We start from the raw sequence: 25,975 nt of genomic DNA on the forward strand, positions 1-25,975 counted from the left end.
TAATTGATAAATTTTTTAAAGAATTAAGAATTTAATGAAGGTTGTTTCTTCATATCTGCTATGTTGATACCAGCAACTCTTACTGGCTTCTTCATCGCATCTCTTCTAAATGGTTCACCTAACTCTTGGTTTAAAACTACTTCTATAAAAGTAGTAATTCCTTTTTTTTGATCTTCACATGATTGCTTGATCGCGTTAGTAGTCTCTTCCATTGTTTTTACAGTTACACCTTTAAGACCACAAGCATCAGCTACTTTTGCATAACTTAATTCTGGATCAAGCTCAGTTCCAACAAAGTTATTATCAAACCAAAGAGTAGTATTTCTTTTTTCTGCTCCCCATTGATAGTTTCTAAAAATTACCATTGTTATAGCTGGCCATTCTTCTCTAGCACATGAACTCATTTCATTCATGCTAATACCAAAAGCTCCATCTCCAGCAAAACCAATAACTGGTGTATCTGGGCAACCAATTTTTGCTCCTAAAATAGATGGAAAGCCATAACCACATGGACCAAATAAACCTGGTGCTAAATACTTTCTTCCTTTTTCAAAAGTTGGATAAGCATTTCCAATCGCACAATTGTTTCCAATATCACTTGAAATAATAACATCATCAGGCATACCAGCTTGTATTGCTCTCCAAGCTTGTCTAGGTGACATTCTATCAGCATCTCTTTCTCTTGCTTCTTTATTCCAAACTGTACCTTCATCATCCTCTTCATGGTCTAAACTTGAAAGTTTTTGTAACCATGCAGATTTTGTTTGATGAATTAAATCTTTTCTTGTTTGTCTGTCAGCATCACCAGCACTTGATGAAAGTTTAGCTAAAATTTGTTCTGCAACTAATTTTGCATCACCACTGATACCTACAGTCACCTTTTTAGTTAAACCAATTCTATCTGGATTAATATCTACCTGAATAATGTTTGCATTTTTTGGCCAATAATCAATTCCATAACCTGGTAAAGTTGAAAAAGGATTTAGTCTTGTTCCTAAAGCTAATACAACATCAGCTTTTGAAATTAATTCCATAGCAGCTTTTGAACCATTATATCCTAAAGGACCTACTGCTAATGGATGGCTTCCTGGAAAACTGTCGTTATGCTGATAACCAGAACAAACTGGCGCGTCTAATTTTTCAGCTAGATTTTTAGTAGCCTCAATTGCTCCTCCAATTACAACACCAGCACCTGAAAGGATTACTGGAAACTTTGCATTTGAAAGTAAGTTAGCAGCTTTATCAATAGCTTCAGATCCACCACCTTGTCTTTCTAATCTTACGATTGGTGGAAGATCAATATCAATAACTTGTGTCCAATAATCTCTTGGAACATTAATCTGAGCAGGTGCAGATCCTCTAATAGCTTTCTCGATTACTCTGTTTAACACTTCTGCCATTCTAGATGGGTCTCTTACCTCTTCCTGATAACAAACCATATCTTTGAATAAATTCATTTGCTCAACTTCTTGGAAACCACCTTGACCCATAGTTTTGTTTGCAGCTTGTGGTGTAACTAATAAAAGTGGTGTATGATTCCAATAAGCAGTTTTTATTGGAGTTACTAAACCAGTAATCCCAGGACCATTTTGTGCAATGACCATTGACATTTTTCCTGTAGCTCTTGTGTAACCATCAGCAATTAATCCACCATTTGTTTCATGAGCAACATCCCAAAATGTTATACCTGCATCAGGGAATATATCTGAAATTGGCATGAATGCTGATCCAATAATACCAAAAGCATGTTCAATACCATGCATTTGTAAAACTTTTACAAAAGCTTCTTCAGTTGTCATTTTAGTCATAATTTAGTGTAACCTCTCTTTGAATTTAGTCTCTTTTTTAAAAACTATTTGTTAATTTTTGCGATTAATATATAAGAATTTAGAAAATTCAAACAAACAATTCGACACAATATATATGGCCACAGATATCATAATTCACGACGAAAAAGACAACGTAGGAGTAGTTGTTATTGAAAAAATAACTCCAAAACAAGATTGTTCTTGCTGGGTAATGGAAAACGACAGCACAATAAATATACAATCAGTAGACGAAATACCTTTAGGGCACAAAATTGCAATGACTGACCTAAACGAAGGTGATACGATTCTAAAATACGGTCATGATATTGGTAAAGTAGTTAAATCAATCAAAAAAGGTGAACACGTTCATGTTCACAATGTTAAAACAAAGAAGTGGTAGTAATATGGAAATTCCAAAGAGTTTTTTAGGTTATAAAAGAGAAAATGGCAGAGTCGGAACAAGAAATCACGTGATCATCTTGCCAGTAGACGATATTTCAAATGCATGTGCAGAAGCTGTAGCAAATAACATTAAAGGAACAATTGCATTACCACACTCTTACGGTAGATTGCAATTTGGTGCTGATTTAGAACTACATTTTAGAACAATAATAGGAACTGGAAGCAACCCAAATGTTGCTGCGGTGATTGTAGTAGGTATTGAGCCTAAATGGACAAAAAAAATTGTTGATGGAATTGCAAAGACTGGCAAGCCAGTTGAAGGTTTTCATATAGAACGTACAGGTGACATTGGCACTGTGATGAAAGCTTCAAAAAAAGCTCAGGAATTTGTGATGTGGGCATCTGAAAAACAGAGAGAAGAATGTCCAATAAGTGATTTATGGATTTCAGTAAAATGTGGAGAGTCTGATACAACATCAGGATTAGCAGCTAATCCTACTGTAGGAAACTTAATGGATAAACTTGAGCCATTAGGAGTTCATTTATGTTTTGGTGAAACATCAGAGTTAACTGGCGCAGAAAAGGTTTGTGCAACTAGAGGAGCAACAAAAGAGGCTTCGGACAAGTTCATGAAAACTTGGAGTGCATATAATGATTTCATTTTAAAGGAAGCAACAGATGATCTTTCTGAAAGTCAACCGACAGCTGGAAATATTGCTGGAGGTTTAACTACAATTGAAGAAAAAGCTTTTGGAAATTTTCAAAAAATTGGATCAAGAAAATTTGTTGATGTTTTAGAACCAGCGGAAGAACCAAAAAAAGGTAAAGGACTTTATTTTATGGATACTTCTTCAGCAGCAGCAGAATGTGTAACACTTCAAGCTGCAGCTGGATTTAATATCCATTTATTTCCAACAGGACAAGGTAACATTGTGGGTAATCCAATTGAACCAGTTGTAAAATTAACAGCTAATCCATTAACCGTTAAAGGTATGGGTGAACATATAGATTGTGATGTTTCAAAAATTCTATCTAGGGAAATGAATATGTCAGAAGCGGGAGATAAATTAATAGAGACAACTCTAAGAGTTGCAAATGGAAGACTAACTTGTGCAGAAGCTTTAGGTCATAGAGAGTTTGTAATGACTAAACTTTATAGAAGTGCATAATTATCAATAAGGTATAATGTCTATAAAAAAAAAGTTGGTAGTAATACCAGGGATTATACTGGCTTTCATTTTATACTCTCTTTCTCAAGGAATAAATAATGTAATTGGAATTGAGCTATTAGGTTACGACAAAAGCCCAATATCAACCGCAATGTTCGCTATTCTAATTGGAATGATACTTGGAAATATTTTCAAAATCAGAAAATTGTTTTTAATTGGATCAGATTTTACTCAGAAAAATATTTTAAAACTTGGAATTATCTGTTTAGGAATACAATTAAAACCTTTTGAATTCTTAAAATTTGGAACTATAGCAATTCCACTTATCATCATCTGCATTATAAGCGTTTTAGTGGTAATAAAACTTGTTATTAAAAAATTAAAGATACCTACTAGAATGGCTTATCTAATTTCAATTGGGTCAACAGTATGTGGTACGACTGCGATTATGGCAACTGCCCCAGTTATAAAAGCTAGTAAAGGTGAAGTATCGTATGCAATCGCAAATATGACTTTGTTTGGTATTTTTTCAATGCTTGTTTATCCTTATTTTGCAAATTTTTATTTTGATGCAGAGCCTCTTTTAGTTGGGCTTTTTCTTGGTACTTCTATTCATGAAACATCTCAAGTAGCTGCAGCAGGATTAATTTATGAGCAACAATTTAATAGTCCAGATACATTAAATATAGCAACTGTAACAAAATTAATAAGAAATACTTTTTTAGTAATAATGATACCTCTCTTTGCATTTTTATATAACAGAGGAAATGTTGTAAAAAAAAATTATTCAATAATAAGCATTTTTCCTTATTTTGTTCTTGGGTTTGTGGGAATGATAATAATAAGAAACATAGGTGATTATTATTTATTAGATAGCGCTAATCAAATTTGGACTAACACTATTGATATAATTAAATCCTCATCTAAAGTATTTCTTACAATGGCAATGGCTGCAATTGGACTATCAACAAATTTTAGAGATATAAAATCGATGGGCTATAAACCTTTCGTTGTAGGTTTGATTGGTATGACTACTGTTGGGGTTGTAAGTATTTTTTGTATAGAGTTTTTTACCGATATATTTATTTATTAGTAGGTACTGCTAATTTTTTTCTTAAATTTGAAAAAAATCTTCTAATGAATGCTGCTGCTACTCCTAAGAATATTGCAAACATAATAGTAAACAAACTATAAAAAAGTGGCATCTCTTGGGAAAACTTTTGAATGAAAACTGAAAAAAAGTTTAGATCATTGTCTAACACTTTTGCAAATTCATTCTCAACTTTTTCAGCAAAAAAAGTATCATAAGCCATTGCTATTCCAACCAACAAAAGTAAGATTGCTAATAAAGCTCTTAATCCACTGCTATTTATTTTTTCTCCAAGCTTTTGACCAATTTGAACGCCAATAATTGAACCTGTAACTAACATTAAAACTAAAAGCAAATCAATTGACCCATAATTAAAAGCATGCAAAAAAGTTACTATCACACTTACAAATATTGTTACAAATAATGAAGTGCCAGGAACTAATTTTGTTGGCATACCGATAATATAAATCATTGCAGGAACTAAAATAAACGCTCCGCCAATTCCCATTATTGCTGCAATAAACCCAACAAATAAACCGATTATAATTGGAGTAAAAGCGCTTTCATATAATTTTGATTTTGGAAATCTTAATCTAAATGGGAGACCATGTATCCAGTAATGAACATGTAATTTTTTTTTAACTACAACATTTCTTCTTTGTTTATCGATCTCACCTAGGCTCTCCACTAACATTAAAGAACCAATTATTGCTAAAATGTACATGTAAGCTAAGGCAATAACTACATCGATTTTACCCATATTTTGAAAATAAGAAAAAGTATAAATTCCTAATAAAGTACCAACAGCTCCTCCAGCTACTATCATTAAACCCATTTTATAATCCAATGTATTTTTTAAATAATGTGTTGTTGAGCCTGACACGGAAGTTGCCAAAATATTATTTGCTTCATTAGCAACGGCGTAAGCAGGGGGAACTCCTAAAAAAATTAAGAAAGGTGTCATCAAAAATCCTCCACCCACACCAAACAATCCTGACAGTACACCAACTATTGCGCTGAGAAGAAGTATTTCAATAGCATTAATGTTAACTTCCGCTATCGGTAAATATACTTCCATAGATAATGATTATTTAATATTTTAGTTAATTAAAAGCAAGAAAAGTTCCAACTAAAATAACACTCCAATAAGCTGTTAAACTGACTACTATTCCAAATTTAACTAGGCTCAGTTTTAAAAACTTTAATTTATTCGATAATTTTGAGTATAGGAAATTCATATATTTCCTGCTCAATAACACTGGTTAGAGATTTGTCAATTTATTTGTTTAATAGAGTAAATTTTTTTTAATATATAGTTGCGCCGAAAATTTTAACTTCTTCATCTTCTACACCTAAAACCAATCTCCCCAAAAACTCACCTGGGAGCTCTTTATTAGTCTGTTTAATTAATACAGTAATATGATCTCCTCTTCTAAGTGTTCCAAAAGGATTATAAGTTTCATGAAGATTGGTAATTACCTTATTATTTGCCCATTGCTTACCGAGTTCTACTTCATTAGCTCCAAATAACATCTGGGTAGAAAAATCTCTTGTAAATCCGCCGTAATCTTTAAGATTTGAAGATTTGACTAAATTTTCCCAAAAAGGTTTTGCGATAGCAAATATTTCTTCATCAGATTTATTAAGTAAATCTTTCAACTAATTCCCTTTAATGTACTTGTTTAAGAAGCTTTCTTTTCCTCTTTTTCATCTACAATGTGATAAACGGGTACTTTTTCCATTGTAAACTTACCAGTTTTTGGATCTCTTCTTGAAACTGTTAGGCAATGCCAATTCTCATCATCTAGTTTCATATGATCACCTCTGTAATAGTAGCCTGGCCAACGAGTTTCTTCCCTAAATAAAGTATGTTCTGTAACACACTGAGAAGTTAATGCTCTATGTTTAAGCTCCCATGCTCTCATTAACTGGTGATAATCCTCAGCACCAACGTTTTCTAGATCCTCTTGAAGCCATTCAAGTAATTCAAGTCCTCTCTTCAGCATATTTCCGTTAGTCATGTAGTTTGAAGTTATTCCTCCAACATACTCATCCATGATCTTTTGGAGTCTTTGTAAACCTTGAATTGGTGAAATATAGCTAGGAGAAACAGTTCCTCCTGTAATTTCGTTTCTTCCAATTGTGTAATTATCTAAAGGTTTATAAACTTTAGTTTTAAACTCTTCACATTGTTTGTCTGAAACTTTAATACCATCAGCTTTCTTATCTTCAATGTATTTCACAGCTGCTTTTGCCGCTAATCTACCTTCAGTAAATGATCCTGATGAGAATTTGTGTGCACTTCCACCAACAGTATCACCGGCACCAAATAAGCCATCAATAGTTAGCATTCTGTTGTATCCCCAGAAATATTCAGGTGGCGACAAATCTTCTGGTCCACTTACCCAAGCTCCAGAACATGTTGCGTGTGAACCCATTACATATGGCTCAGATGTCGTTAATTCTGGATTAGTATATTTTGGATCAATATTTTGTGAAGCCCATACAACTGCTTGACCAACTGTCATTCCTAAGAAATTTTCCCATCCAACAGTTTCTAAATGTGGATCTTGAAAAGCTTCTTTTGTTACCATGTGGATTGGTCCACCGCCAGCTGCAACTTCTTGAATGAATGCATGATTTCTCAAACAAGTAGGAGTCGGATGGTGATCGATATACTCTCCAACTAGCTCTTTAGTTTGATCATACCATTTCTTCTCATAATTCTCACCATTAGCGTTTTGTGTATATGTTTTTAAATGTAAGAAATAAGCGCCAACTGGTCCATAACCATCTTTGAATCTACAAAGAACAATTCTATTTTCCATTTGAGTCATTTTTGCACCAGCTGCAATTGGTAATGCATATGCAGAACCATTACTCCAAGGTGCATACCAAGTTCTACCCATTCCTTCACCAACGGCTCTAGGTTTAAAGATATGTGAAGCTCCACCTGCTGCAACAATTACAGCTTTAGCTCTAAATACATGAAAATCACCTGTTCTCATGTTAAAGCCAACTGCTCCACCAATTCTATTTTCTTGAGACTCATCCATTAACAAATGAGTAATCATTATTCTGTTATAAATTTTATCTGCAGATTTCTTTGCCGCTTCAGCTACAATTGGTTTGTAACTTTCACCGTGGATCATTATCTGCCACTTACCTTCTCTTAGATATCTACCTGTCTTTTCATTTTTCATCATAGGTAAACCCCATTCATCAAACATATGAACTGTTGAGTCTACGTGACGAGCCATGTCATAACCTAAATCTTCTCTAACCATTCCCATCAAATCATTTCTTGCGTATCTAACATGGTCTTCAGGTTGGTTTTCACCCCACTGCATTCCCATATAGCAGTTAATAGCATAAAGACCTTGCGCTACAGCTCCACTTCTATCAATGTTTGCTTTTTCAACACAAACAATTTTCATATCTCTTCCCCAGTGTCTTGCTTCAAAAGTAGCACCAGTTCCGGCCATACCTCCACCGACAACTAAAATATCACATTCTTCGTAATGAGTTTTATGTTTAGCCATTAGTAATAAACTCCTTTTTTGAAAGATTCTTTTGGAACTGATGGAAGTTCACCATCAATATTTAAACCTTCAGGTTCTCTATAAAGTCTTTGTGAATTTATTTCTCCTTGATTAGGTTTGTCGCCATCAGCAAGTTTTGGAATAAACTCACCCCAAGGTTTTGTTGTAATTGGGGAAACAAAATTTTTCTCTGTACCATTTCTAAATTTTATTTTCCAAGAGATAGTTCCTTTTTCTTCTTCTCTTCTTACTCTGACACTGTGACCCATTGGAGCAAAATCAGCATAACCTCTTACATCAATTGCATGGTTTGGACATGCCTTAACACATGAATAACATTCCCAACAAAAATTTGGCTCAATATTTTTTGCTCTTCTTATATTTTCATCGATATGCATGATATCAGATGGGCAAATATCTACGCAATGACCACAGCCATCACATCTAGTCATGTATACAAAAGTTGACATTTATTTTTTCTCCTTTTTAAATAATCTCATGGTTAATAATGTTTTGGTTCTTCTCTTTTAATTCCTAAACCAAATTGTTCAGGCGCATCAGCTGGTGGAGGAAGATTATCTCTTGAACCATCTGCTTCAGCTAGATTTTTTTGAATAGCTGCTCCTGGCTTGTAAAACATGTGAGCAAACTTAGACCAGTAAACTCCACCGAATAACACGATGTTAGCAACTACAAATAAAGCTAAAAATAAGTAGCTTAAACCCATTTGACTTGAATATTGAAAATATGACCATGCTAAACCAAATGTTGAACAAGCTAAAAGAGCTAATACGAATAAATCCGCTTTAATAATTCTATACCAAGGAAAAGCTTCTGCAGATACATCTACTCTTAAAAAAAACCAAAACCAAAATCCACCTAAACACGTAAGTATCGCTCCAACATGCCATAAAGTCGACCAAACAGTTGTTGATGAACCTTCGCTAGTATAACAAAAAACCAATACAGCAGATGAAACCCAAAATAAAATAGTTCCATACATGCCTAATACGTGCGCTAGTCTTCTTTTACCCATTCCTAATTCTGATGTAGTGCCAATATCTACAACTGTAGTTTTAGCTATAATTGCTGCTTTCTCTCCTGCACTTAATTCTTTTGTAGCAGATAATTTTGCTTTTTTTGCATTGTTTAAAAAATAAGTAACGTTCTTATGATGTATCATTTGAATTATAGTTCCAGCAGCTATTAAAACCATCATTGCTATAATGAATGATTGCATGGCATAGGGTGAAACAAATTCAGCTAAATTTAGAAAAGGATTATTTTGTAACATATATATAAATTTTGATTAATTTGAGACTTTGTAGATTAGTTTGAATAGGACTTCAATATGTAAGAATTGGTCAATTTGTCTTTATTAATAGTCTAATTTTCTCTTTTATAGTGCTGTTTTTTGGGAATAACCGATCTTACTCCTCCTTGGGGATTTTCAACATCTCCTTCTCTTCTTGGAATCAGGTGAATATGGCAATGCATAATTGATTGACCAGAAATTTTTCCAGCATTAGTTCCAATATTAAATGCTTTAACAGTTTTATCTTTAACTAGGATTTCATTTTTAATTTTTATAATTAAATCATTACAAGCCAACAATTCATCATCAGTCATTTCAAAATAATCTTTTACATGTCTCTTTGGAATAATAAGGCAATGAAAATCTGAAACAGGATAAGAGTCATAACTTGCGTATGCTAACTCATTTTCTGCAGCAATGCCGCTCTCTTTTGCATTACAAAATAAGCAAGGATTATTTGGATCTCTTATCATGAATATTTTTTACATTGTTGAATTGCTTTTGAATATTTAGATGAAAATAATTTGTAATACTTCATGCTTTTTCTTGACCAGGTATAATTCTTAATCTTTTTAACTGACGCAACCCCTTTTCCAGAGCCTATTAATAATATTTCATCGAATTCGGATAATGTATTAATTCTAATATCTTTATAATAAAATTTTTTAAATTTATTTTTAAAAAATTTGAATGTTATTCCTTTGTAATAATTATTTTTTGGAAAAAATATTTTGTCATTCTTTATAAAAACTAAATTTGAAGTTCCGGTCTCAAAAACTTTATTGTTTACACATAAGCCTATATCATTTTTTGAGTTATCTAATTTTGAAAGATGTTTTAAAATTTGTTTATATTTTAAATTTTTATATTCAGGTCTAACTCTTTTAAGATTTACCAGATTTAAAGAAAAATCTAATTTTGGTTTTATTCTTTTTCTTATAGAAACTGATAATGTCTTTTTGTTTATTGCTACTCTTAACAAATGATTATATTTGATTTTAGGATTGATTATTTTCTTTAAAATTTTTAAAATATTCAATTTTAAATTTGCTTTATAAACTTTAAAGACTTTTGTAGATTTTATTAAATTATTTATATGTTGATCAAAAAATAAAATTTTTTGCGGTTTATCAAATAACCACATCGTTGTGAAAACACCATGGTCGCCCCAAAGATCATTAAATTCAATTTCTTTATAATCTTTAAGTCGATAAGATTTTTTTAATAAGTAAGTTACCATTTATTGTTAAAAAAGATTCTGGATGAAATTGAAAACCATAGATTTTCTCTTTGTTATTTTCAATTGCCATCGCAACATTTGAATTAGCACATCTCATTGTGATGTCAAAATTTTTTGCTCTAAAAGGTTCTTTTAATTTCAATGAATGATACCTGCCAACTACAAAATTAGTATTTTTCTTGAATAAAGAATTTTTAGATACAACTTTAATTTTTGATTGATAACCATGATATATCTTATTTTGTTCAATAATTTTTCCACCTTCACAATAAAGTATCTGCTGAAAACCTAAGCAAATTCCAATAATTTTTTTTTTATTTTTAAATCTTTTATAAATTTTTGAAGTTGTTTTATAATCTTTCGGAGAACCTGGACCTGGAGAAAAAATAATAGTCGAAGCTTTATTTAACTTATCTTCTTTAATTTCTGAATAGTCATCACATTCTACGTTGTCAAATAAAGAAAATTGATGAACAACATTGAATGTAAAAGAGTCTTTATGATCAATTATATAAATCATTTAAACAAATCTAATAGAGCTTTAGCTTTAATAAAGTTTTCATTAAACTCATTTTTAGCTTTACTGTCCACAACAACACCGGATGCAACTGAAATTTCTGATGTACTCTTATAATATAATAATGATCTAATTATTATATTAAATCTCATATCTCCATTAAACTTCATAAAACCAAAACTGCCTGTATAAATATTTCTATTTTCTCTTTCTTGATTGTTTAATAAATTTAAGGTGCTAATTTTTGGACAACCAATTACAGATCCTCCTGGCATCATTGATTTAATTATATCAATAATTTTAATATTTTTTCTTAATCTGCCAGCAATCAAAGTTACGTAGTGAAATAGATCTTTATATTCTTCAATTTTTTTTTCTTTTTTGATTTTGACTGTTCCTGGCACACAAATTCTTGATAAATCATTTCTTTCCATATCAACAATCATATTGTGCTCTTTAGATTCTTTAATATTTTTTCTAAAATATTTGAGAGCTTTTGATTTATTCAATTTCTTGTTCTTTTTCAGTGTACCAGCTATAGGTTTAGTTGAAATAAAATCTCCTTTTCTGTCTATCAAGTTTTCAGGAGAACAGCTTATTATTGAGTAATCTTTATCTTTAATAAAAAAAGATTCTGGTGCTAGATTAGTTTTGCATAATTTAGAAAATAAATCTAATGGATCAATAATTGATTTATTTTTATACTTTGTGCAAATTTTAATTTGATAAGTGTCACCACTTTTGATTTTCTTCTTAAATTTTTCAAATATTTTTGTGTAACGATTGAGTGATAAATTTATTCTAAATTTTGAATATATTTTTTTTATCCTTTCATTTTTATAATCAATATTTTTTAAATTTTGTACCTTTTCTGGTTTATAAAAAATTCCTTTTGGAAAATTAATACTTTTTTGTTTTGGAAGTTTAATGCCGATTAAATCATTTAATATTTCATAACCAAAAAAACCTATAAACAAATCTGTTTCTTTAAAATTTGATTTCTTCTTTTTTATATTATTTAAAAAACCTTTTATATTTTTATTATTTAAAATAATTTTTTTTGAAAATTGAGTATATAATTTAAAACCTGTATTGGTCTTATAAAGTATAAATGGTTGCTCAGATTTGATTAGATTTTTAAGTATTTTCAATTTATTCTGTTCTTAATCTTAAAACTGCTTGTTCCTTAATTGGTAAATGAATTATTGCAGCAAAAACAGATAGTGCAATTGCTAAATACCACGCATAGTCATAGGAACCATAAGTATCATAAAATAATCCACCTAAGTATGCTCCAAAAAAAGATCCGATTTGATGACTTAAAAACACTAAACCATAAAGCAATCCTAAATATCTAGTTCCAAAAATATGGGCAACAATTCCACTAGTTGCTGGCACAGTTGAAAGCCATAGAAATCCAAAGCTAGCTCCAAATATAAAAGCATTTAGGTTGCTAGGTGGTAAAAATATAAAGAAAATTATGGAAATTCCTCTTAAGAAGTAAATTGCACTTAGAATAATTTTTTTACTCATTTTTGTAGATAAGTATCCACTTAATAAAGATCCAAAAATATTAAATAAACCAATTAAAGATAAAATTGCTGCAGCCGTCCAATCTTCCAACCCTCTATCAATAACATATTTTGGAACATGAGTTCCAACTAAAGTTATATGAAAACCACAAACAAAAAATCCTGAAACTAATAAAATATAACTCTTAGTACCAAAAGCTTCTTTTAAAGCTTCAATAACTGTTTGGTCACTTGTCTTCTCAGGTGACTCATTTAAAGATGGCGACCTTACAAAATAAGACACAATCAATCCAAAAATTAAAAAAAACATAAAAACGCTCAAGGTTTGTTCCCATCCATTAGCGTTTAAGGAATAGTTTGTATATAAAGGTGAAGCAAAATAACCTAAAGAACCAACTGCTGTTACAAAACTCATTGCAATAGTTCTATTTGATAGAGGAAAATGTTTTCCAACTATTGCCATCGGGATACTAATTGCTGTTCCCCCAAGACCTATTCCAACTAATAATCCTAAATCTAATTGAAAAAATAATCCTGTATTAGGACCACTATAGAGAAAATAAATTCCTAAAATATAAAAAATAAAAGCCAAGCTAATTGCTTTGTGGCCACCATATTTGTCAGCAATCGCTCCAAAGATAGGACCTGTTAAACCCCACATTAACATTTGTATTCCAACAGCTAATCCAGAATTTGTAATGGAAATTCCAAGGTCTTTCTTGAAATCCATAAAAAATAATCCAAATGTTTGTCTAACTCCAAGTGAAATGAAAACAACTGCGCAAGCAGCGATTAAAGTGATTATTGCTGTACGTGATTGAAAAAATTTATTTTGTGTCATTTTAAATGCTTGAGTGCTTGTTTTAAATCTGCAATCAAGTCATTTGGATCTTCTAAACCGATATGTAATCTTACAAGGTGTTCGTTTTTAGCTAATTTAAGAAAATTTCTTTTGCCCTGCTCTCTTACATCTTGATATAAAGCTAAACTTTCAAAACCACCCCAGCTATATCCATAACCAAATAATTTTAATGAGTTTACAAATTTGACGACTGAGTTTTTACTTTTTGCTTTTATTCGAAGTCCCATTAATCCAGATGCTCCTGAATAATATTTCTTCCACATCCTAAAATTTACAGAGTCTTTTTTATAAGGATAAAGTAATTTGAATTTTTTATATTTAGATAAAAACTCAGAAACTTTTTTAGCATTTTCTCTATGTCTGTCTAATCTAACATCTAAAGTTCTAAGTCCTCTTGTTATTAAATAAGCATCATCAGGACTCATTCTCATCCCACAAACTTTATCTGTTTTTTGAATTTGTTTAAAAACTTTTTTATTAACTGCTAATGATCCTCCCATAACATCAGAGTGACCTGAATAATATTTGGTAGCTGATACAATTGCCATATCAAATCCAAGTTTGATTGGTTTTAAAAAATATGGAGTTCCCCATGTATTATCTATTGCTGTTAAAATTTTGTTTTTTTTAGCAATTGAAATAATTTTTCCAAGATCTTGAAAATCAAAAGTGTTACTCCCAGGATTTTCTACAAAAATTAATTTTGTTTTTTTTGTAATGTTTTTTTCTAAAGTTTTTAAATCACTAGGATTATAAAATGTTGATTTAATATTAAATTCTTTTAAAAAATCTTGTGTAAGAAGTCTTGTAGGACTGTAAACAGGATCTGCTACTAATATCTCATCTCCTGGTCTTACCACACTAAATATTGACAAAAAAACTGCGCCGAATCCTGTTGGTGTTAGAAAAACATGATAACTTTCCTCAAGCTTTGATAATATTTTTTGCAAAATATGAGTAGTAGATGTTCCTTGTCTTCCGTAATCAAAATGTCCTCCAGTTGGATTTTTAGTAGCTTTTGATTGGGTTTTTCTAATATCTTGCATTGATTTAAAGATAATAGTTGATGCTCTTATTACTGGTGGGTTAACAGATTGATTATGAAAATCTTTAGCTGTATGCTTTAAGAAAGTCTTGAAAGTATTACTCATAAAAAAATTGATAAGTTTAAGGGACAATGCTATATCCCGCGAATAATTTCAATTAAATTATAAAATTAAAGGAAAAAATGGGTTACCCAAAAAAACATAGAGGCCGAAGAAAAATGGGCTCTAAAAAAAGAAGAGCTAGAAAAAAAAATAAGAAAAAATAGCCTTCAGTTAATGGATCAAGTAAATACTGTTAAATCAATATCTATTTGGATATTTATTATTCCTTTTATAGCTGTGAATTCATGTTTAATAATTGTGACCAGCTATAGCGGTATTGTTCCTCATCCTTTTTTGGAACCAGGTGTAGCAATTAGATCAACTTTTCCTTATTTAGATGGTGGTGTCTCAATTAGCAGAACAGTAAGGTATTACCCATTAAGCTTAATATTCAAGCCTGCAATGTTTGTAACAGCATTCCTCTTGATAAAATATTGGATCAATATGGGAAAAATTGTAAATAATTTTGATCAAAATAATAAATACTTAAAAAGAATTTTATTTTTTGGTATTGGATCAGCAATTTTACTGGCAATTCACTCAATTTTTTTAGGAATTAAATTTGAATATGATTTATACAAACTTTTTAGAAGAGTAATTATGTTATCATTTATAATTTTTGAACTAGTGGCACAATATTATTTAATTAAAATTCTTTTTAAGATGAAGGATAAAATAAATAATTATATCATTTTAAAGTATTTAAAAATTAAGAAAGTTTTAATACATATATTAATAATTGTTTCAATTATTGTTTTGCCATTTTTACCATTTGATAATTTTAAATTCCTCAAACATGCTCTTGAATGGAATGTTTTTCTTGGTGTGATTATATTTTATTTGCTAACTCACTTAATGTGGAAAAAAATTAGTTCTTAATCCAACCACCACCTAAAATTTTATCTCCTAAACTATCTTTTGAATAAAATACGCAAGCTTGACCAGGCGCAATACCATACTCATCTTCTAATAAATTTACTTTAGCCTCGCTGTTATTTATATCTACTTTTGCTTTAAGTAATTTTCCTGTTGATCTGACTTTAACAAATATTTCTTTATCAAAATCTTTATCATTATTTGTTAATAAATTTACCTCTTTTAAATTAATTTCTTTTTTAATAAGATTTTCTTTAGTCCCAACAATTATTTCATTTTTATCGGCATCAATTTTAATTACATATAATGGATCTTTATCAGCAATTTTAATTCCTTTACGCTGACCAATAGTGTAGTTGATAACTCCATCATGAACTCCAATTACTTCTCCATTTAAATTTTTAATGTTTCCTTTTTTAAATGAGTCTGGTTTAAATTTTTGTATTACAGATGCATAATCTCCATTAGGCACAAAGCAAATATCTTGACTATCTGGTTTATCAGCCACATTTAGATCTAAATCTTTAGCAATTTTTCTTGTTTCATCTTTTAACATTCCTCCTAAAGGAAACCTTAGGTAATCAAGTTGTTCTCTAGTTGTATTAAATAAAAAATAACTCTGATCTCGATTACTATCTTTACCCCTATACATTTGATTAATGCCATTTTCTGTGACGCTCTTTACATAATGACCTGTTATTAAAGCATCTGCCTTTAAATTTTTAGCTTCTTCAAATAAGTCAGTAAACTTCACTGTTTGATTACATTGAACACACGGTATTGGTGTTTCTCCATTTAGATAGCTTTCCACAAAGTTATCTATAACACCCTCTTTAAATTTATTTTGATAATATAAAATTCTATGTTCTATTTTTAATTTATCAGCAACTCTTTTTGCATCCATTATATCTTGACCAGCACAACATTGTTTTGATTGGGTAGTTTGTTGAGTGTCATTATATAATTTTAAAGTAATACCAATAACTTTATAACCTTCATTTTTCATCATAGCGGCAACCGTTGAAGAATCTACACCTCCTGACATTGCAACAACTACAAGGGTATCTTCTGGTTTTTTATTAAAACCTAATGAGTTTAATTTGGTCATAATTTAATGTTATTTATTTACATATTGAATATAAGTAAATCAAATGATTTTAGATTATGAGCCAGGAGATAGAGTAATAAATCCCAATAAAAAAGACTGGGGTATAGGCCAAGTGCAATCAATTATTGATTTTAAAGTTACAATAAATTTTGAAAACGCTGGAAAAAAAGTAATTAATGCAAAAGAGATTAAAATAGAAAAGCTAAAAAAATGAATATTGAAGAAGCAAAAAAAATTACAAAATCGTTAATTGATACTTTTCTGTCTGCTGGTGATCTTTCATTATCAATAAGGGAAAAAGGTCTTAAAAAAGAAATTAAATCTGACAACACACCTGTTACTAATGGAGATATTGAGGTTAACAAAGTTTTAATAAAAAAGATTAAAGAAATAACACCAAATATCCCTGTAGTATCTGAGGAAAATTCTGAAAATAAAGAAAACCAAAGTTTAAAAGATTTTTGGTTAATTGATCCAATAGACGGAACAAGAGATTATCTAAATAATAGAGATGAATTTACTTTGAATGCAAGTCTAATAATTAATAACAAGCCTTTAATAGGCTTAATCAATGCACCTGCAAAAAAAAGAATGTTTTATGCTTATGCAAAATCTCATTCTTACGAATTAATCAATGGGCAAGAAATTTCATTATCTTCAAATTTAAAATCTAATAATGAAATTACTGCTGTAAGTTATTCCAACGACCTTAAACCAGAAATTTTGGAAATTCACAAAAAATATAAAGTTTCTTCTCATCAAAAAATGAAAAGTTCTTTAAAGTTTTGTGTAATTGCTGCTGGTGAGTTTGATTTATATGTAGCAGAACCAAGAGCTTGCGAATGGGATATTGCAGCAGGTCATGCTCTCATAATTCATTCAGGAGGATCAATCACTGATTTTGCTAACAATGAAATAATTTATGGTAAAAAAGATTTCAAAAATACAAGCATAATTGTAAAAAATAAAAACTTAAATAATGGATGAGCAATTAAGAATTATATTAATTATTATCGTCTCAGTATCAATATTTGGCTTATTGGTTTTTGTTTTTGTTAGAAATTATATTAAAAACAAGATTGATTATTTAGTTGAGGAAGAAAAAAAAGGTAAATCAAAGTAAATTAATAATTTTTTTGTATTCTTCTTCGGTCATATCCATTACTTTTTTTGAAGTTTCAAAATCAAAACCATTTCTTGCTAATAAAGAAATATCCTTTTTATAAAATAAAGGCCTATTATCCTCTATTCTTGCTGGTCCAATTCTTTTTTTCTTACAAATTTTTATTGCAGAGAAAAAATCTTGATCTGAATTTTGATCATTTATTTGCTCTACGGTGTTATTGATGTAGTTTTCATCGATACCTTTTCCTAACAAATAACTTCTAATTTTGTTTATTGAGCTTCCTCTATTAATCATACTTCTTGCTTTGCTTTCTGAATAAAATTTATCGTTAATAAATTTACTTTTTTCTAAATCTGATAAAACAATCTCAATTAACTTATTTACGTCTTGTTTTTTGACATTGGGCACTGATGTCTTTAAATATTTCTTTAAAAGATAAGTTTTTAATTGTTGTTTAGAAGGTGCGTACTTTTCAATGTAGGCAAAAGCAAAATTTCGCATTTCCTCTACCGTTACTTTAAGAGTTTTTTTTCTATTTCTTATAGGAATCATTGATAGATTTAATATAATATAATTTCAAATGATCGAGCAAATTTATAATTTTTTTACAATTGAAATGCTTTATTTGTGGGTTAATTGTGGAGTATTACCTTTTTGGTTAATTCTAATATTTTTTCCACAATCCCATTTATGTAAATATTTTGTAACCTCTATTTTTCCAATTATCCTTTTGGGAGGAGCATATATTTTTATGCTCTATCAATCATATATCGATGTATATAATTTTGATAAAAATTTTACGTTATATCTTGGCATTGCTGAGTTATCTGAATTATTTTCTGATACCACTTTTTTAATGATGTTTTGGATTCATTTTGTTGCAATTAATTTATTTGTTGGAGGATGGATTTTAAAAGACTCTCAAAAATTTGGAGTAAATAGATATCTTATAGCAGTTCCATTAATTATTACTTATTTAATTGGTCCATTAGGTCTATTTATATATTGGTTTATCAGATTATTTTACGCCAAAAGAATAAGTCTATATGACTAAAAAAATAGATTTTTATTTTGATTTTGTAAGTCCTTATACTTATTTAGCTCACAAAAAAATCATCAATTTAAATCAAAGAAATGACTTTATTTATAAACCCATTTTACTTGGAGGGTTGCATAATTTAGGTGGAATTACAGCTCCTGCTTTTAATGAAAGAAAAATGAAAAATATGAGAGAGGATTGCATTTTAATTGCAAAAAAAAATGAAATTCCTTTCATTTGGAATGAGAAGTTCCCAATTAATTCTTTGTATTTAATGAGGGGTTATCTTTGTATTGAAGAAGAGAAAAAAGATAAATTTATTGATATTTGTTTTGATGCTTACTGGAGAAATAATTTAGATATATCAGAAGAAGAAATCCTAAAACAAATTTTAACTAATTGCGAAATAGATGAAAATTTATTTAAACAAAATATAAAAGATCAAAAAATAAAAGATGAGCTTAAAAATTTAACTAGTCATGCTTTTGATAATGATGTTTTTGGAGCTCCTACTTTTGTGATCAATGATAAGCTATTTTGGGGCCAAGATAGACTTGATTATGCTCTAGATGAATTAAATAGTTAAACGATTTTAAATTTACTTTGTTTAAGAGCAGCAAATCCACCATCAATATGTGAAACTTTTTCAAAACCCATTTCTTGCAAAGTTTTAGCTGCTAATGCTGATCTTAATCCACCTGCACAAAATAAAACCATTTCTTTATTCATATCAAGTTTGCCATCTTTAAAATAAACGCTATCAGGATCTAACCAAAACTCTAACATCCCTCTTGGAATATGATTTGAATTTTCAACTCTTCCTTCTTTATCAAGTTCTCTAATATCTCTTATATCAATTAGGTTGCATTCATTTTTAGATGATTTTTCAAAAGCTTCATCTGTTGAAATAGTTTTAATTTGATCTAATGCTTCTGTAACTAGTGTTGTAGATGATTTAATTGCCATAATATTGTAAATATATCTATATAATATTTAAAAAAAATCTATGAAAAAATTATTCATAAAACTATGTAAATTATTAGGATATGAAATAATTGATCAAAATAACTTTTTTTCTCCTACACTTGATAAAGAATTAAATGAAAACTTATCCTCTATAAACGAAAAATCAATTATCCTTCCATTAGGTGAGGTGAAAATTACAAGATCTGTAAAATCTTTATTAATAGTTTTTAGAACAAATACTGAAATAGAAATATGGGATCAAAATAAAAAAAGATTGTTTGAAAAGCCAAAAATTGAATATTCACTTAGATCCTTAAATTCATTAATTAGATCAATTAATTATTGTAAATCAAAATATCCAAATATTGAGATCAAGCTTCTTATCGTTGATGATAATTCAAAAAATGAAAATTTAAATAAACTAGAAAAATTAATAAATAATCGTGCTGAGATTATAAATCTTAGTAGAGAAGATTATAAAAATAAAATAAGACCTCAAACAAATGAAGAAACTATTGGAAATTTAGCAAGTTTATATCAAAGTTTTGAATTAGGAAAAGAACAAGGAGAAGATTTAATATTTTTTGTAGAAGATGATTATTTACACTTTGAACCAATGCTTGAAGAAATGATTGCTTCTTATGAAAGAATATCATCACAATTAAATAAAGATATTTTTATGTGCCCAGCAGATTACCCTTATCTTTATATGGATAATGTTAAAACTAATATTTTGATTGGTAATAAAAGACATTGGAGAACAATAGACAAAACCTTGTGCACATTTTTAACTTCTAAAAGTTTATTAAATCGGTACTGGGATAATTTTAAGAAAACATGCGAAGATAGGCATGATCCTTTTGAAAAATATTTGAATGAAATTTATAATCAAGAAATTTGTATTTCACCTTTAAAAAGTCTGTCACTTCATTTAACAAATGTTAATTCAAGTTATGGTCTTTCGCCATTTATTGATTACAAGAAACTATGGTATGAAAGCAAAGTTTAATGATTAAAGAAAATACAAAAGCACCTGATTTTACTTTGCCATCAACTAATGGTGAAAATCAAAAATTAAAAGATTTATTAGGAAAATACGTTGTTATTTACTTTTATCCTAAAGATGACACTCCTGGATGCACGATAGAGACAAATGATTTTAATAAACTATTACCTAAATTTAAGAAACTTAACTGTGAAATTTTTGGCATCTCAAAAGATACTATCAAGAGCCATGATAAATTCAGAGAAAAATTCAAAATAAAATTTGATCTTTTGTCTGATGAGGAAATAAAAGTTTTAAAAAAATATAAAGTTTGGGGTAAGAAAAAATTTATGGGAAGAGAGTTTATGGGAATTATTCGCTCAACTATTTTAATAGATAAAAAAGGAAAAGTTATTAAAGTTTGGGACAACGTTAAAGTTAAAGATCACGCAAAAGAAGTTTTAGAAACTTTAAAATCATTAAGATAAAAAAAGGCCCCGAAGGGCCTTTTCATCATTAACTAAAAGAGAGAGATGTTAATTCTTTTTAAAAGGAGCTCTTCGATGAGTAGATCTAGAGAGCCGAAGAGCTCCATTATTACATGTAATTAGTCACGTATAGCGTAAGCAATTACACCTGTTTCAGTAACGTCTGTACCTTTTGTTTCACCTTCTTTACTTAATCTTAGACCAATTGTTCCTTTCATGATTGACCAGATTATATAAGCAACGATGAATACAAATGCATTCACTGATACAACTCCAATTAATTGTGCACTGAAATTTGCATCAGCATTTGTAGCTGGAACAATTAATGTTCCCCAGATACCTGCAAACAAGTGTGCTGGTACAGCACCTACTACATCATCAATCTTCATTTGTAATAAGAACTTAGTACCGTAAACAACTATGATACCACCAACTGCTCCAATTAAAATTGCTGCTAATGGTGATGGTGCTAAAGGTTCTGCAGTAATTGCAACTAATCCACCAATACATCCATTTAACATTTGGATTACATCTGTTTTACCAATAAACAATCTTGTAACAACAGCTGCTGCCATTACACCACCAGCTCCTGCTAAAAAAGTATTGATAAAGATTGTTGATACTGCGATTGCATCGTCGGCTGTTCCCATAGCTAATTGTGAACCACCGTTGAAACCAAACCAACCTAACCATAGTACAAATACACCAAGTGTTACTAATGGAATAGATGAAGCTGCAAATGGTTTAATAGGTGTTGCTTCACCAGACTTAGTAAATCTTCCAAGTCTTGGTCCAATAATTATTGCACCTGCTAAAGCTGCTGCACCACCAGTTGAGTGTACAAGAGTTGATCCAGCAAAATCAGAGAAGCCAAGTTCTGCTAACCAGCCTCCACCCCACTGCCAACCCATTACGATTGGGTATAAAATTCCAGATAAGATTGCTGCAAAAAAGAAGAAAGGCCATAGTTTAATTCTTTCAGCCATTGCCCCTGATACAATTGAAACTGTAGTTGCACAGAATACCATTTGGAAATACCAATCGGATCCATCTGAGTAACCTGTGTCTATAGCACTTGAATCTGACCATGGTATAAATTTACCAATGTAACCACCTTCTGGTATTCCATATGCTAAGTTGTATCCAAAAAGCCAGAACATTATTCCAGCAATTGAAAACAATCCAATGTTTTTTGCACAAATCACCGAGACACTTTTTGAAGTTACCATTCCAGATTCTAACATTGCAAAACCTGCTGCCATGAACATGACTAGGAAACCACAAATTAAAAATAGTAGAGTATTAAATATAAACCCAACTTCAGCAGACACTGTTGTTTCTGCCATTCCTGCACTACTCATGTTTAATAACAAAATTAAACTAATAAGCGGTGCGCTTATTTTTTTTATTAATTTAGTCATAAGACCTCCCTTGTTTAAAAAGTAGTCTTATATTTTGATTAATTATTTTAACTAACGTTTATACTGTAAAAGGGGTATGCAGTTTTTGCATATAGAAACAGCCTTAACACGTTTTTCGTACTAAGGCTGTTTAATAATTTATCTGTTAAAAGCTTCTTTTAACGATTTAGCAGGTAAGAACTTAACCTTTTGTGATGCAGCAATTTGAATTTGCTCACCAGTTCTAGGATTTCTACCAACTCTAGCTTTTCTTTTAGCTACTTTATAAGTACCAAAACCAGCAATTTTAACGCTATCGTCGTTTTTAAGAGCGTCTAAAATAGTGTTGGTAATTGTATCAAAAGTTCTTTCAGCATCTGCTTTGCTTAGATTTAGCGAGCCTGAAAGCTTTGCTACTAGTTGTTTTTTATTCATTTTAGCTCCGGTTTTATTAGGTTAATTACCATCATTGTTAAAAGCATTGATAAATCAAGGCTTTTTTTAGTAGCTGTTAACAAGTGATATACTATATATTGTTAAAACTTAAATAAGTGTTGATTTTATTGAACTTTTTAACTTTTAATGAGATTAATTTATCCAAATAAACCAAGGTCTTTTAGATCATTGAAGGTTGTAAAAAACATTAAAGATAACAACAAAAATAACCCGATTCGAAAAAAACCTTCTTGTGTTTTTTGACTTAGTGGACGTCCTAGTAATGCTTCAAAAGTATAAAACATTAAATGCCCACCATCCAACATTGGTATTGGAAAAAGATTTATTAAACCGAGACTGATCGAAATATAAGCCATCATGCTAATAAAAGCTATCACTCCAAATGTTGCTACTTGACCAGAAATTTTTGCAATTCTAATGGGGCCACCAAGTTGAGAAGTGTCCGCTTTTCCCATTATCATTCCACCTAAGTATTTAAGTGAAGAAATACTGACATAATACACTTCATGAGCAGCATGATATATCGCTTGAGCGGGGCCTAATTTTACATGATTAATTTCATTATTATAAGCACCAAGTTTAATACCAACCATTCTCTTATTAATTTTATTTCCAAGATTATCCTCACTCATAACCATATTGGGTTTTATTTTAAGTAGTAATTCATCATAATTTCTTTTTACTTTAAAATCGATGAAGTCACTTGTCGACATTGTGATATATTTAGAAACATCCATTAAACTTTTAACTTCGTTTCCATCAATTTCCAAAATGATATCTTTTTCTTTTAACCCTCCCACCATTGCAGGACTATCTTTTTGAACTTCATTAATAACTGCTGGAGTAAAGTCTTTACCAATAAAAGTATAAATTGAGAAAAATATTACTATTGCTAATAGAAAATTAGCTAAAGGACCGCCAAAAACAATAAGGGCTCTTTGATATAAAGGTTTTAGTATAAATAATTTTTCTCTTTCTTCTTCACTATACTTTTCTAAAATTTCTTTGTGATCTGCTTGAGAATACACATTTCTATCACCAAAAAACTTTACATATCCACCTAAAGGAATAGCACAAACTTTCCATCTAGTTCCAGATTTATCATTCCAGCCGAATAATTCTTTACCAAATCCAATTGAAAAATCTGTAACTCCTACACCATATCTTTTTGCGAAATAGTAATGACCATACTCATGGATAAAAACTACTACCAAAATTAAAATCAAAAACGGAATAATATAACTTAAAAGCATAAATTAGTGTTGTAACTGTTCCTCGTTAGGATCTTCTTTATTATTTAATATATTAGCATAACTATGATTTAAATCTCTATGCCCTGCTTCATCATCTCTAACTACTTTAATAACATCTTTAAGTGTAGAATTTAATGGCAAGTTCCAATAATCAATTGCTATCTTCGGAGCTTTAACATTTTCAATTTTACCACTCTCAACTTCTTCTAAATATTGAGTATAACTGATCACAGCTTCTTCCTCAAAATAACCAACTATTCTGTGAGCTGTTCTTGGAGAAATAATATAAACCATTAGATAAAATACTATAAAGATAAACTGTGCAAACATTATAAGAAATCTCTCAAATAATGTGGGTTGAGCTATATTAATAAAAGTCATAAGATGCATTCTCTCGTTTTCAGCTTCATCTAAAAGAGTTTTTATCCAACCTTTGTCCTCTTTAATTCTTCTTAAAGATTTAAGGTGTATAAGCATTCCACCAACCATACCTGGCACAGCAGCAACAGTTTCTAATACCACTGCTCTATGTCCATATTTTTTTTTAAAAAAAGTGTCTGCAATGAATCTTAAGAATTTTGTAAATGCTAGTGCTACCTTATCACTTAAGTTTTCAGGCTTATGATGTATGTCTAAATTGACCATAAGTCATATATAATTGATAATTCATATTTCTCAATGTGTTATAAAAACCTAAATTTTGTTTAACTAATAAGGCTTATTTGATAAAATAGATTATGCCTTCATTCGATGTGATAAGTAAAATTAATTATCAAGAATTTGATAATGCTCTTGCAAATTGTTTAAGAGAAATTGGCAATCGTTATGATTTTAAAGGTCTTACAATTACAATTGAAAGAAAGGATAAAAATATCACAACAGTTGCACCTGATGAGTTAAAATTAAAACAAGTTAACGAATTATTACAAACACATCTTGTAAGAAGAAAAGTTGACCCAAGAGTTATAGAAATTAAAAATTCTGAAGGGGCCTCAGGTGGCTCAATTAGACAAGTAAGTGAATTAAAAGAAGGCATTAGTCAAGAAAATGCAAAAAAAATTATTGCTGATATCAAAAAACTTAAACTTAAAATTCAAATAAAAATTCAAGGTGATGAGTTAAGAGTAGATGGTAAAAAGAAAGACGATCTTCAAGAAGCTATGGGTGCAGTTAAAGCAATTGATATTGGTTTGCCGATAGATTTTATAAACTTTAGAGATTGATCACTCATCAGAAATATACTCTACATCTTTAAATTTGTTTGTTGGAAATACCCAATAAAAACCTAAAACTTCTTCGCCGGTATTTTGTAAGGCATGTTTTGCATTTCCAGCAATATAAACTACATCTCCTTTTTTAATTTCCTCTAGTTTTCCAGATTTGTTTAAAGTTCCACTTCCATTTGTTACTACATAAATTTCATCAGGCGCATGATGATGTAATGTCAGATTACCACCCGGTTCTATCTCAGCAAAACCACAGGAAAGACCTTTGCTTCCATTATAATCTTCATCAACTAAAAATTTCCATCTAACACCAGGATACTTCTCGCTAGTAGTCCAATCTTGATCAGATACTGAATTCATATTTTTAACAAATATCATATGACAAAAGATTATATTTATTTTTAAAGAAAACCAATAAATACTATCT

At 30.0% G+C, this 25,975-nt stretch carries 32 protein-coding genes; 12 read left to right on the forward strand and 20 right to left on the reverse strand.

Going from position 1 to position 25,975, the window contains the following annotated elements; genetic code table 11:
- Positions 1–23: 23 nt before the first annotated feature.
- Positions 24–1,808 carry a sulfoacetaldehyde acetyltransferase gene (gene xsc / locus ACTT90_RS01630; RefSeq protein WP_440937128.1) on the reverse strand — a complete coding sequence of 595 codons (1,785 nt, stop codon included), beginning with the start codon at positions 1,806–1,808 and terminating at the stop codon, positions 24–26.
- A gap of 115 nt (positions 1,809–1,923) precedes the next feature.
- Between xsc and ACTT90_RS01635 the strand changes: the two genes are divergently transcribed.
- Genes ACTT90_RS01635 through ACTT90_RS01645 form a run of 3 tightly spaced genes read left to right on the forward strand, consistent with a single transcriptional unit; the run spans position 1,924 to position 4,472 of the window.
- Entirely contained in the window at positions 1,924–2,208 is a 285-nt protein-coding gene (locus ACTT90_RS01635) for a UxaA family hydrolase (RefSeq protein WP_440937129.1), read from the forward strand.
- A gap of 4 nt (positions 2,209–2,212) precedes the next feature.
- The gene (locus ACTT90_RS01640) at positions 2,213–3,379 is read left to right on the forward strand and encodes a UxaA family hydrolase (RefSeq protein ID WP_440937171.1); all 1,167 of its coding nucleotides are present in this window, start codon (positions 2,213–2,215) and stop codon (positions 3,377–3,379) included.
- Between the two features lie 16 nt (positions 3,380–3,395).
- Positions 3,396–4,472 carry a YeiH family protein gene (locus ACTT90_RS01645; RefSeq protein WP_440937130.1) on the forward strand — a complete coding sequence of 359 codons (1,077 nt, stop codon included), beginning with the start codon at positions 3,396–3,398 and terminating at the stop codon, positions 4,470–4,472.
- Here ACTT90_RS01645 and ACTT90_RS01650 read toward each other — a convergent pair.
- From ACTT90_RS01650 to ACTT90_RS01700, 11 genes are all read right to left on the reverse strand, one after another.
- Complete coding sequence (locus ACTT90_RS01650; protein WP_440937131.1) at positions 4,462–5,547, reverse strand: sulfite exporter TauE/SafE family protein; 1,086 nt, start codon at positions 5,545–5,547, stop codon at positions 4,462–4,464. The genes ACTT90_RS01645 and ACTT90_RS01650 overlap by 11 nt on opposite strands.
- Positions 5,548–5,774: 227 nt before the next feature.
- Positions 5,775–6,128, reverse strand: a complete 354-nt coding sequence (locus ACTT90_RS01655) for a hypothetical protein (RefSeq protein ID WP_440937132.1) — start codon at positions 6,126–6,128, stop codon at positions 5,775–5,777.
- A gap of 23 nt (positions 6,129–6,151) precedes the next feature.
- Complete coding sequence (gene aprA / locus ACTT90_RS01660; RefSeq protein ID WP_014953098.1) at positions 6,152–8,011, reverse strand: adenylyl-sulfate reductase subunit alpha; 1,860 nt, start codon at positions 8,009–8,011, stop codon at positions 6,152–6,154.
- A complete protein-coding gene (aprB, locus tag ACTT90_RS01665) occupies positions 8,011–8,481 on the reverse strand; it encodes an adenylyl-sulfate reductase subunit beta (RefSeq protein WP_440909383.1) in 471 nt (156 codons plus the stop codon). Before aprB ends, aprA begins: the two co-directional genes overlap by 1 nt.
- Before the next feature lie 32 nt (positions 8,482–8,513).
- Positions 8,514–9,305: an adenylyl-sulfate reductase gene (locus ACTT90_RS01670; RefSeq protein WP_440937133.1), complete on the reverse strand. Its 792-nt coding sequence runs from the start codon at positions 9,303–9,305 to the stop codon at positions 8,514–8,516.
- Between the two features lie 92 nt (positions 9,306–9,397).
- Positions 9,398–9,799, reverse strand: a complete 402-nt coding sequence (locus tag ACTT90_RS01675) for an HIT family protein (protein WP_440937134.1) — start codon at positions 9,797–9,799, stop codon at positions 9,398–9,400.
- A complete protein-coding gene (locus ACTT90_RS01680) occupies positions 9,796–10,566 on the reverse strand; it encodes an aminotransferase class IV (protein WP_440937135.1) in 771 nt (256 codons plus the stop codon). The genes ACTT90_RS01675 and ACTT90_RS01680 overlap by 4 nt, the downstream gene beginning before the upstream one ends.
- Positions 10,529–11,086 (reverse strand): aminodeoxychorismate/anthranilate synthase component II, encoded by a 558-nt coding sequence (locus tag ACTT90_RS01685; protein WP_440937136.1) that lies wholly within the window; start codon positions 11,084–11,086, stop codon positions 10,529–10,531. The genes ACTT90_RS01680 and ACTT90_RS01685 overlap by 38 nt, the downstream gene beginning before the upstream one ends.
- Entirely contained in the window at positions 11,083–12,234 is a 1,152-nt protein-coding gene (locus ACTT90_RS01690) for a chorismate-binding protein (protein ID WP_440937137.1), read from the reverse strand. Before ACTT90_RS01690 ends, ACTT90_RS01685 begins: the two co-directional genes overlap by 4 nt.
- A 1-nt stretch (position 12,235) precedes the next feature.
- Positions 12,236–13,456 carry an MFS transporter gene (locus ACTT90_RS01695; RefSeq protein ID WP_440937138.1) on the reverse strand — a complete coding sequence of 407 codons (1,221 nt, stop codon included), beginning with the start codon at positions 13,454–13,456 and terminating at the stop codon, positions 12,236–12,238.
- On the reverse strand, positions 13,453–14,628 hold the full coding sequence (locus ACTT90_RS01700) for a trans-sulfuration enzyme family protein (RefSeq protein WP_440937139.1): 1,176 nt from the start codon (positions 14,626–14,628) through the stop codon (positions 13,453–13,455). Before ACTT90_RS01700 ends, ACTT90_RS01695 begins: the two co-directional genes overlap by 4 nt.
- A 171-nt stretch (positions 14,629–14,799) precedes the next feature.
- On the opposite strand from ACTT90_RS01700, the gene ACTT90_RS01705 reads away from it, so the two are divergent.
- Positions 14,800–15,504: a hypothetical protein gene (locus ACTT90_RS01705; protein WP_440937140.1), complete on the forward strand. Its 705-nt coding sequence runs from the start codon at positions 14,800–14,802 to the stop codon at positions 15,502–15,504.
- Here ACTT90_RS01705 and mnmA read toward each other — a convergent pair.
- A complete protein-coding gene (gene mnmA, locus ACTT90_RS01710; RefSeq protein WP_440937141.1) occupies positions 15,494–16,609 on the reverse strand; it encodes a tRNA 2-thiouridine(34) synthase MnmA in 1,116 nt (371 codons plus the stop codon). The two genes, ACTT90_RS01705 and mnmA, sit on opposite strands and share 11 nt — an antisense overlap.
- Positions 16,610–16,652: 43 nt before the next feature.
- On the opposite strand from mnmA, the gene ACTT90_RS01715 reads away from it, so the two are divergent.
- From ACTT90_RS01715 to ACTT90_RS01725, 3 genes are read left to right on the forward strand one after another with little or no spacing between them, the layout of a single operon-like run.
- On the forward strand, positions 16,653–16,823 hold the full coding sequence (locus ACTT90_RS01715) for a DUF3553 domain-containing protein (protein WP_014953086.1): 171 nt from the start codon (positions 16,653–16,655) through the stop codon (positions 16,821–16,823).
- Positions 16,820–17,596, forward strand: coding sequence for a 3'(2'),5'-bisphosphate nucleotidase CysQ family protein (locus ACTT90_RS01720; protein WP_440937142.1), 777 nt, complete (start codon positions 16,820–16,822; stop codon positions 17,594–17,596). The genes ACTT90_RS01715 and ACTT90_RS01720 overlap by 4 nt, the downstream gene beginning before the upstream one ends.
- Positions 17,589–17,732, forward strand: coding sequence for a hypothetical protein (locus ACTT90_RS01725; protein ID WP_440937143.1), 144 nt, complete (start codon positions 17,589–17,591; stop codon positions 17,730–17,732). The genes ACTT90_RS01720 and ACTT90_RS01725 overlap by 8 nt, the downstream gene beginning before the upstream one ends.
- On the opposite strand, the gene ACTT90_RS01730 is transcribed toward ACTT90_RS01725, so the two are convergent.
- Complete coding sequence (locus tag ACTT90_RS01730) at positions 17,724–18,287, reverse strand: regulatory protein RecX (RefSeq protein WP_440937144.1); 564 nt, start codon at positions 18,285–18,287, stop codon at positions 17,724–17,726. The genes ACTT90_RS01725 and ACTT90_RS01730 overlap by 9 nt on opposite strands.
- A gap of 28 nt (positions 18,288–18,315) precedes the next feature.
- Between ACTT90_RS01730 and ACTT90_RS01735 the strand changes: the two genes are divergently transcribed.
- Both ACTT90_RS01735 and ACTT90_RS01740 read left to right on the forward strand, forming a co-directional pair.
- A complete protein-coding gene (locus ACTT90_RS01735; RefSeq protein ID WP_440937145.1) occupies positions 18,316–18,789 on the forward strand; it encodes an ABA4-like family protein in 474 nt (157 codons plus the stop codon).
- Complete coding sequence (locus ACTT90_RS01740; protein WP_440937146.1) at positions 18,782–19,360, forward strand: 2-hydroxychromene-2-carboxylate isomerase; 579 nt, start codon at positions 18,782–18,784, stop codon at positions 19,358–19,360. The genes ACTT90_RS01735 and ACTT90_RS01740 overlap by 8 nt, the downstream gene beginning before the upstream one ends.
- Here the strand turns inward: ACTT90_RS01740 and ACTT90_RS01745 are convergent.
- The gene (locus ACTT90_RS01745) at positions 19,357–19,740 is read right to left on the reverse strand and encodes a rhodanese-like domain-containing protein (protein WP_014953080.1); all 384 of its coding nucleotides are present in this window, start codon (positions 19,738–19,740) and stop codon (positions 19,357–19,359) included. The two genes, ACTT90_RS01740 and ACTT90_RS01745, sit on opposite strands and share 4 nt — an antisense overlap.
- Positions 19,741–19,780: 40 nt before the next feature.
- Between ACTT90_RS01745 and ACTT90_RS01750 the strand changes: the two genes are divergently transcribed.
- Positions 19,781–20,749 carry a glycosyltransferase family A protein gene (locus ACTT90_RS01750; protein ID WP_440937147.1) on the forward strand — a complete coding sequence of 323 codons (969 nt, stop codon included), beginning with the start codon at positions 19,781–19,783 and terminating at the stop codon, positions 20,747–20,749.
- Complete coding sequence (gene bcp, locus ACTT90_RS01755; protein WP_440937148.1) at positions 20,749–21,213, forward strand: thioredoxin-dependent thiol peroxidase; 465 nt, start codon at positions 20,749–20,751, stop codon at positions 21,211–21,213. Before ACTT90_RS01750 ends, bcp begins: the two co-directional genes overlap by 1 nt.
- Before the next feature lie 119 nt (positions 21,214–21,332).
- On the opposite strand, the gene ACTT90_RS01760 is transcribed toward bcp, so the two are convergent.
- From ACTT90_RS01760 to ACTT90_RS01775, 4 genes are all read right to left on the reverse strand, one after another.
- Positions 21,333–22,634 (reverse strand): ammonium transporter, encoded by a 1,302-nt coding sequence (locus tag ACTT90_RS01760; protein ID WP_440937149.1) that lies wholly within the window; start codon positions 22,632–22,634, stop codon positions 21,333–21,335.
- A gap of 138 nt (positions 22,635–22,772) precedes the next feature.
- Entirely contained in the window at positions 22,773–23,048 is a 276-nt protein-coding gene (locus ACTT90_RS01765) for an HU family DNA-binding protein (RefSeq protein ID WP_440930953.1), read from the reverse strand.
- Positions 23,049–23,206: 158 nt separating this feature from the next.
- Positions 23,207–24,322, reverse strand: coding sequence for an RIP metalloprotease RseP (gene rseP / locus ACTT90_RS01770; RefSeq protein ID WP_440937150.1), 1,116 nt, complete (start codon positions 24,320–24,322; stop codon positions 23,207–23,209).
- 3 nt (positions 24,323–24,325) lie between these two features.
- Positions 24,326–24,967, reverse strand: coding sequence for an alternative oxidase (locus ACTT90_RS01775; protein WP_440937151.1), 642 nt, complete (start codon positions 24,965–24,967; stop codon positions 24,326–24,328).
- 92 nt (positions 24,968–25,059) lie between these two features.
- On the opposite strand from ACTT90_RS01775, the gene ACTT90_RS01780 reads away from it, so the two are divergent.
- Entirely contained in the window at positions 25,060–25,545 is a 486-nt protein-coding gene (locus ACTT90_RS01780; RefSeq protein WP_440937152.1) for a YajQ family cyclic di-GMP-binding protein, read from the forward strand.
- Here the strand turns inward: ACTT90_RS01780 and ACTT90_RS01785 are convergent, their stop codons facing one another.
- The gene (locus ACTT90_RS01785) at positions 25,546–25,908 is read right to left on the reverse strand and encodes a cupin domain-containing protein (RefSeq protein ID WP_440937153.1); all 363 of its coding nucleotides are present in this window, start codon (positions 25,906–25,908) and stop codon (positions 25,546–25,548) included. It abuts the gene before it with no gap.
- Positions 25,909–25,975: the final 67 nt, after the last annotated feature.

Source organism: Candidatus Pelagibacter sp. (genome assembly GCF_052049935.1).
Classification (GTDB): domain Bacteria; phylum Pseudomonadota; class Alphaproteobacteria; order Pelagibacterales; family Pelagibacteraceae; genus Pelagibacter.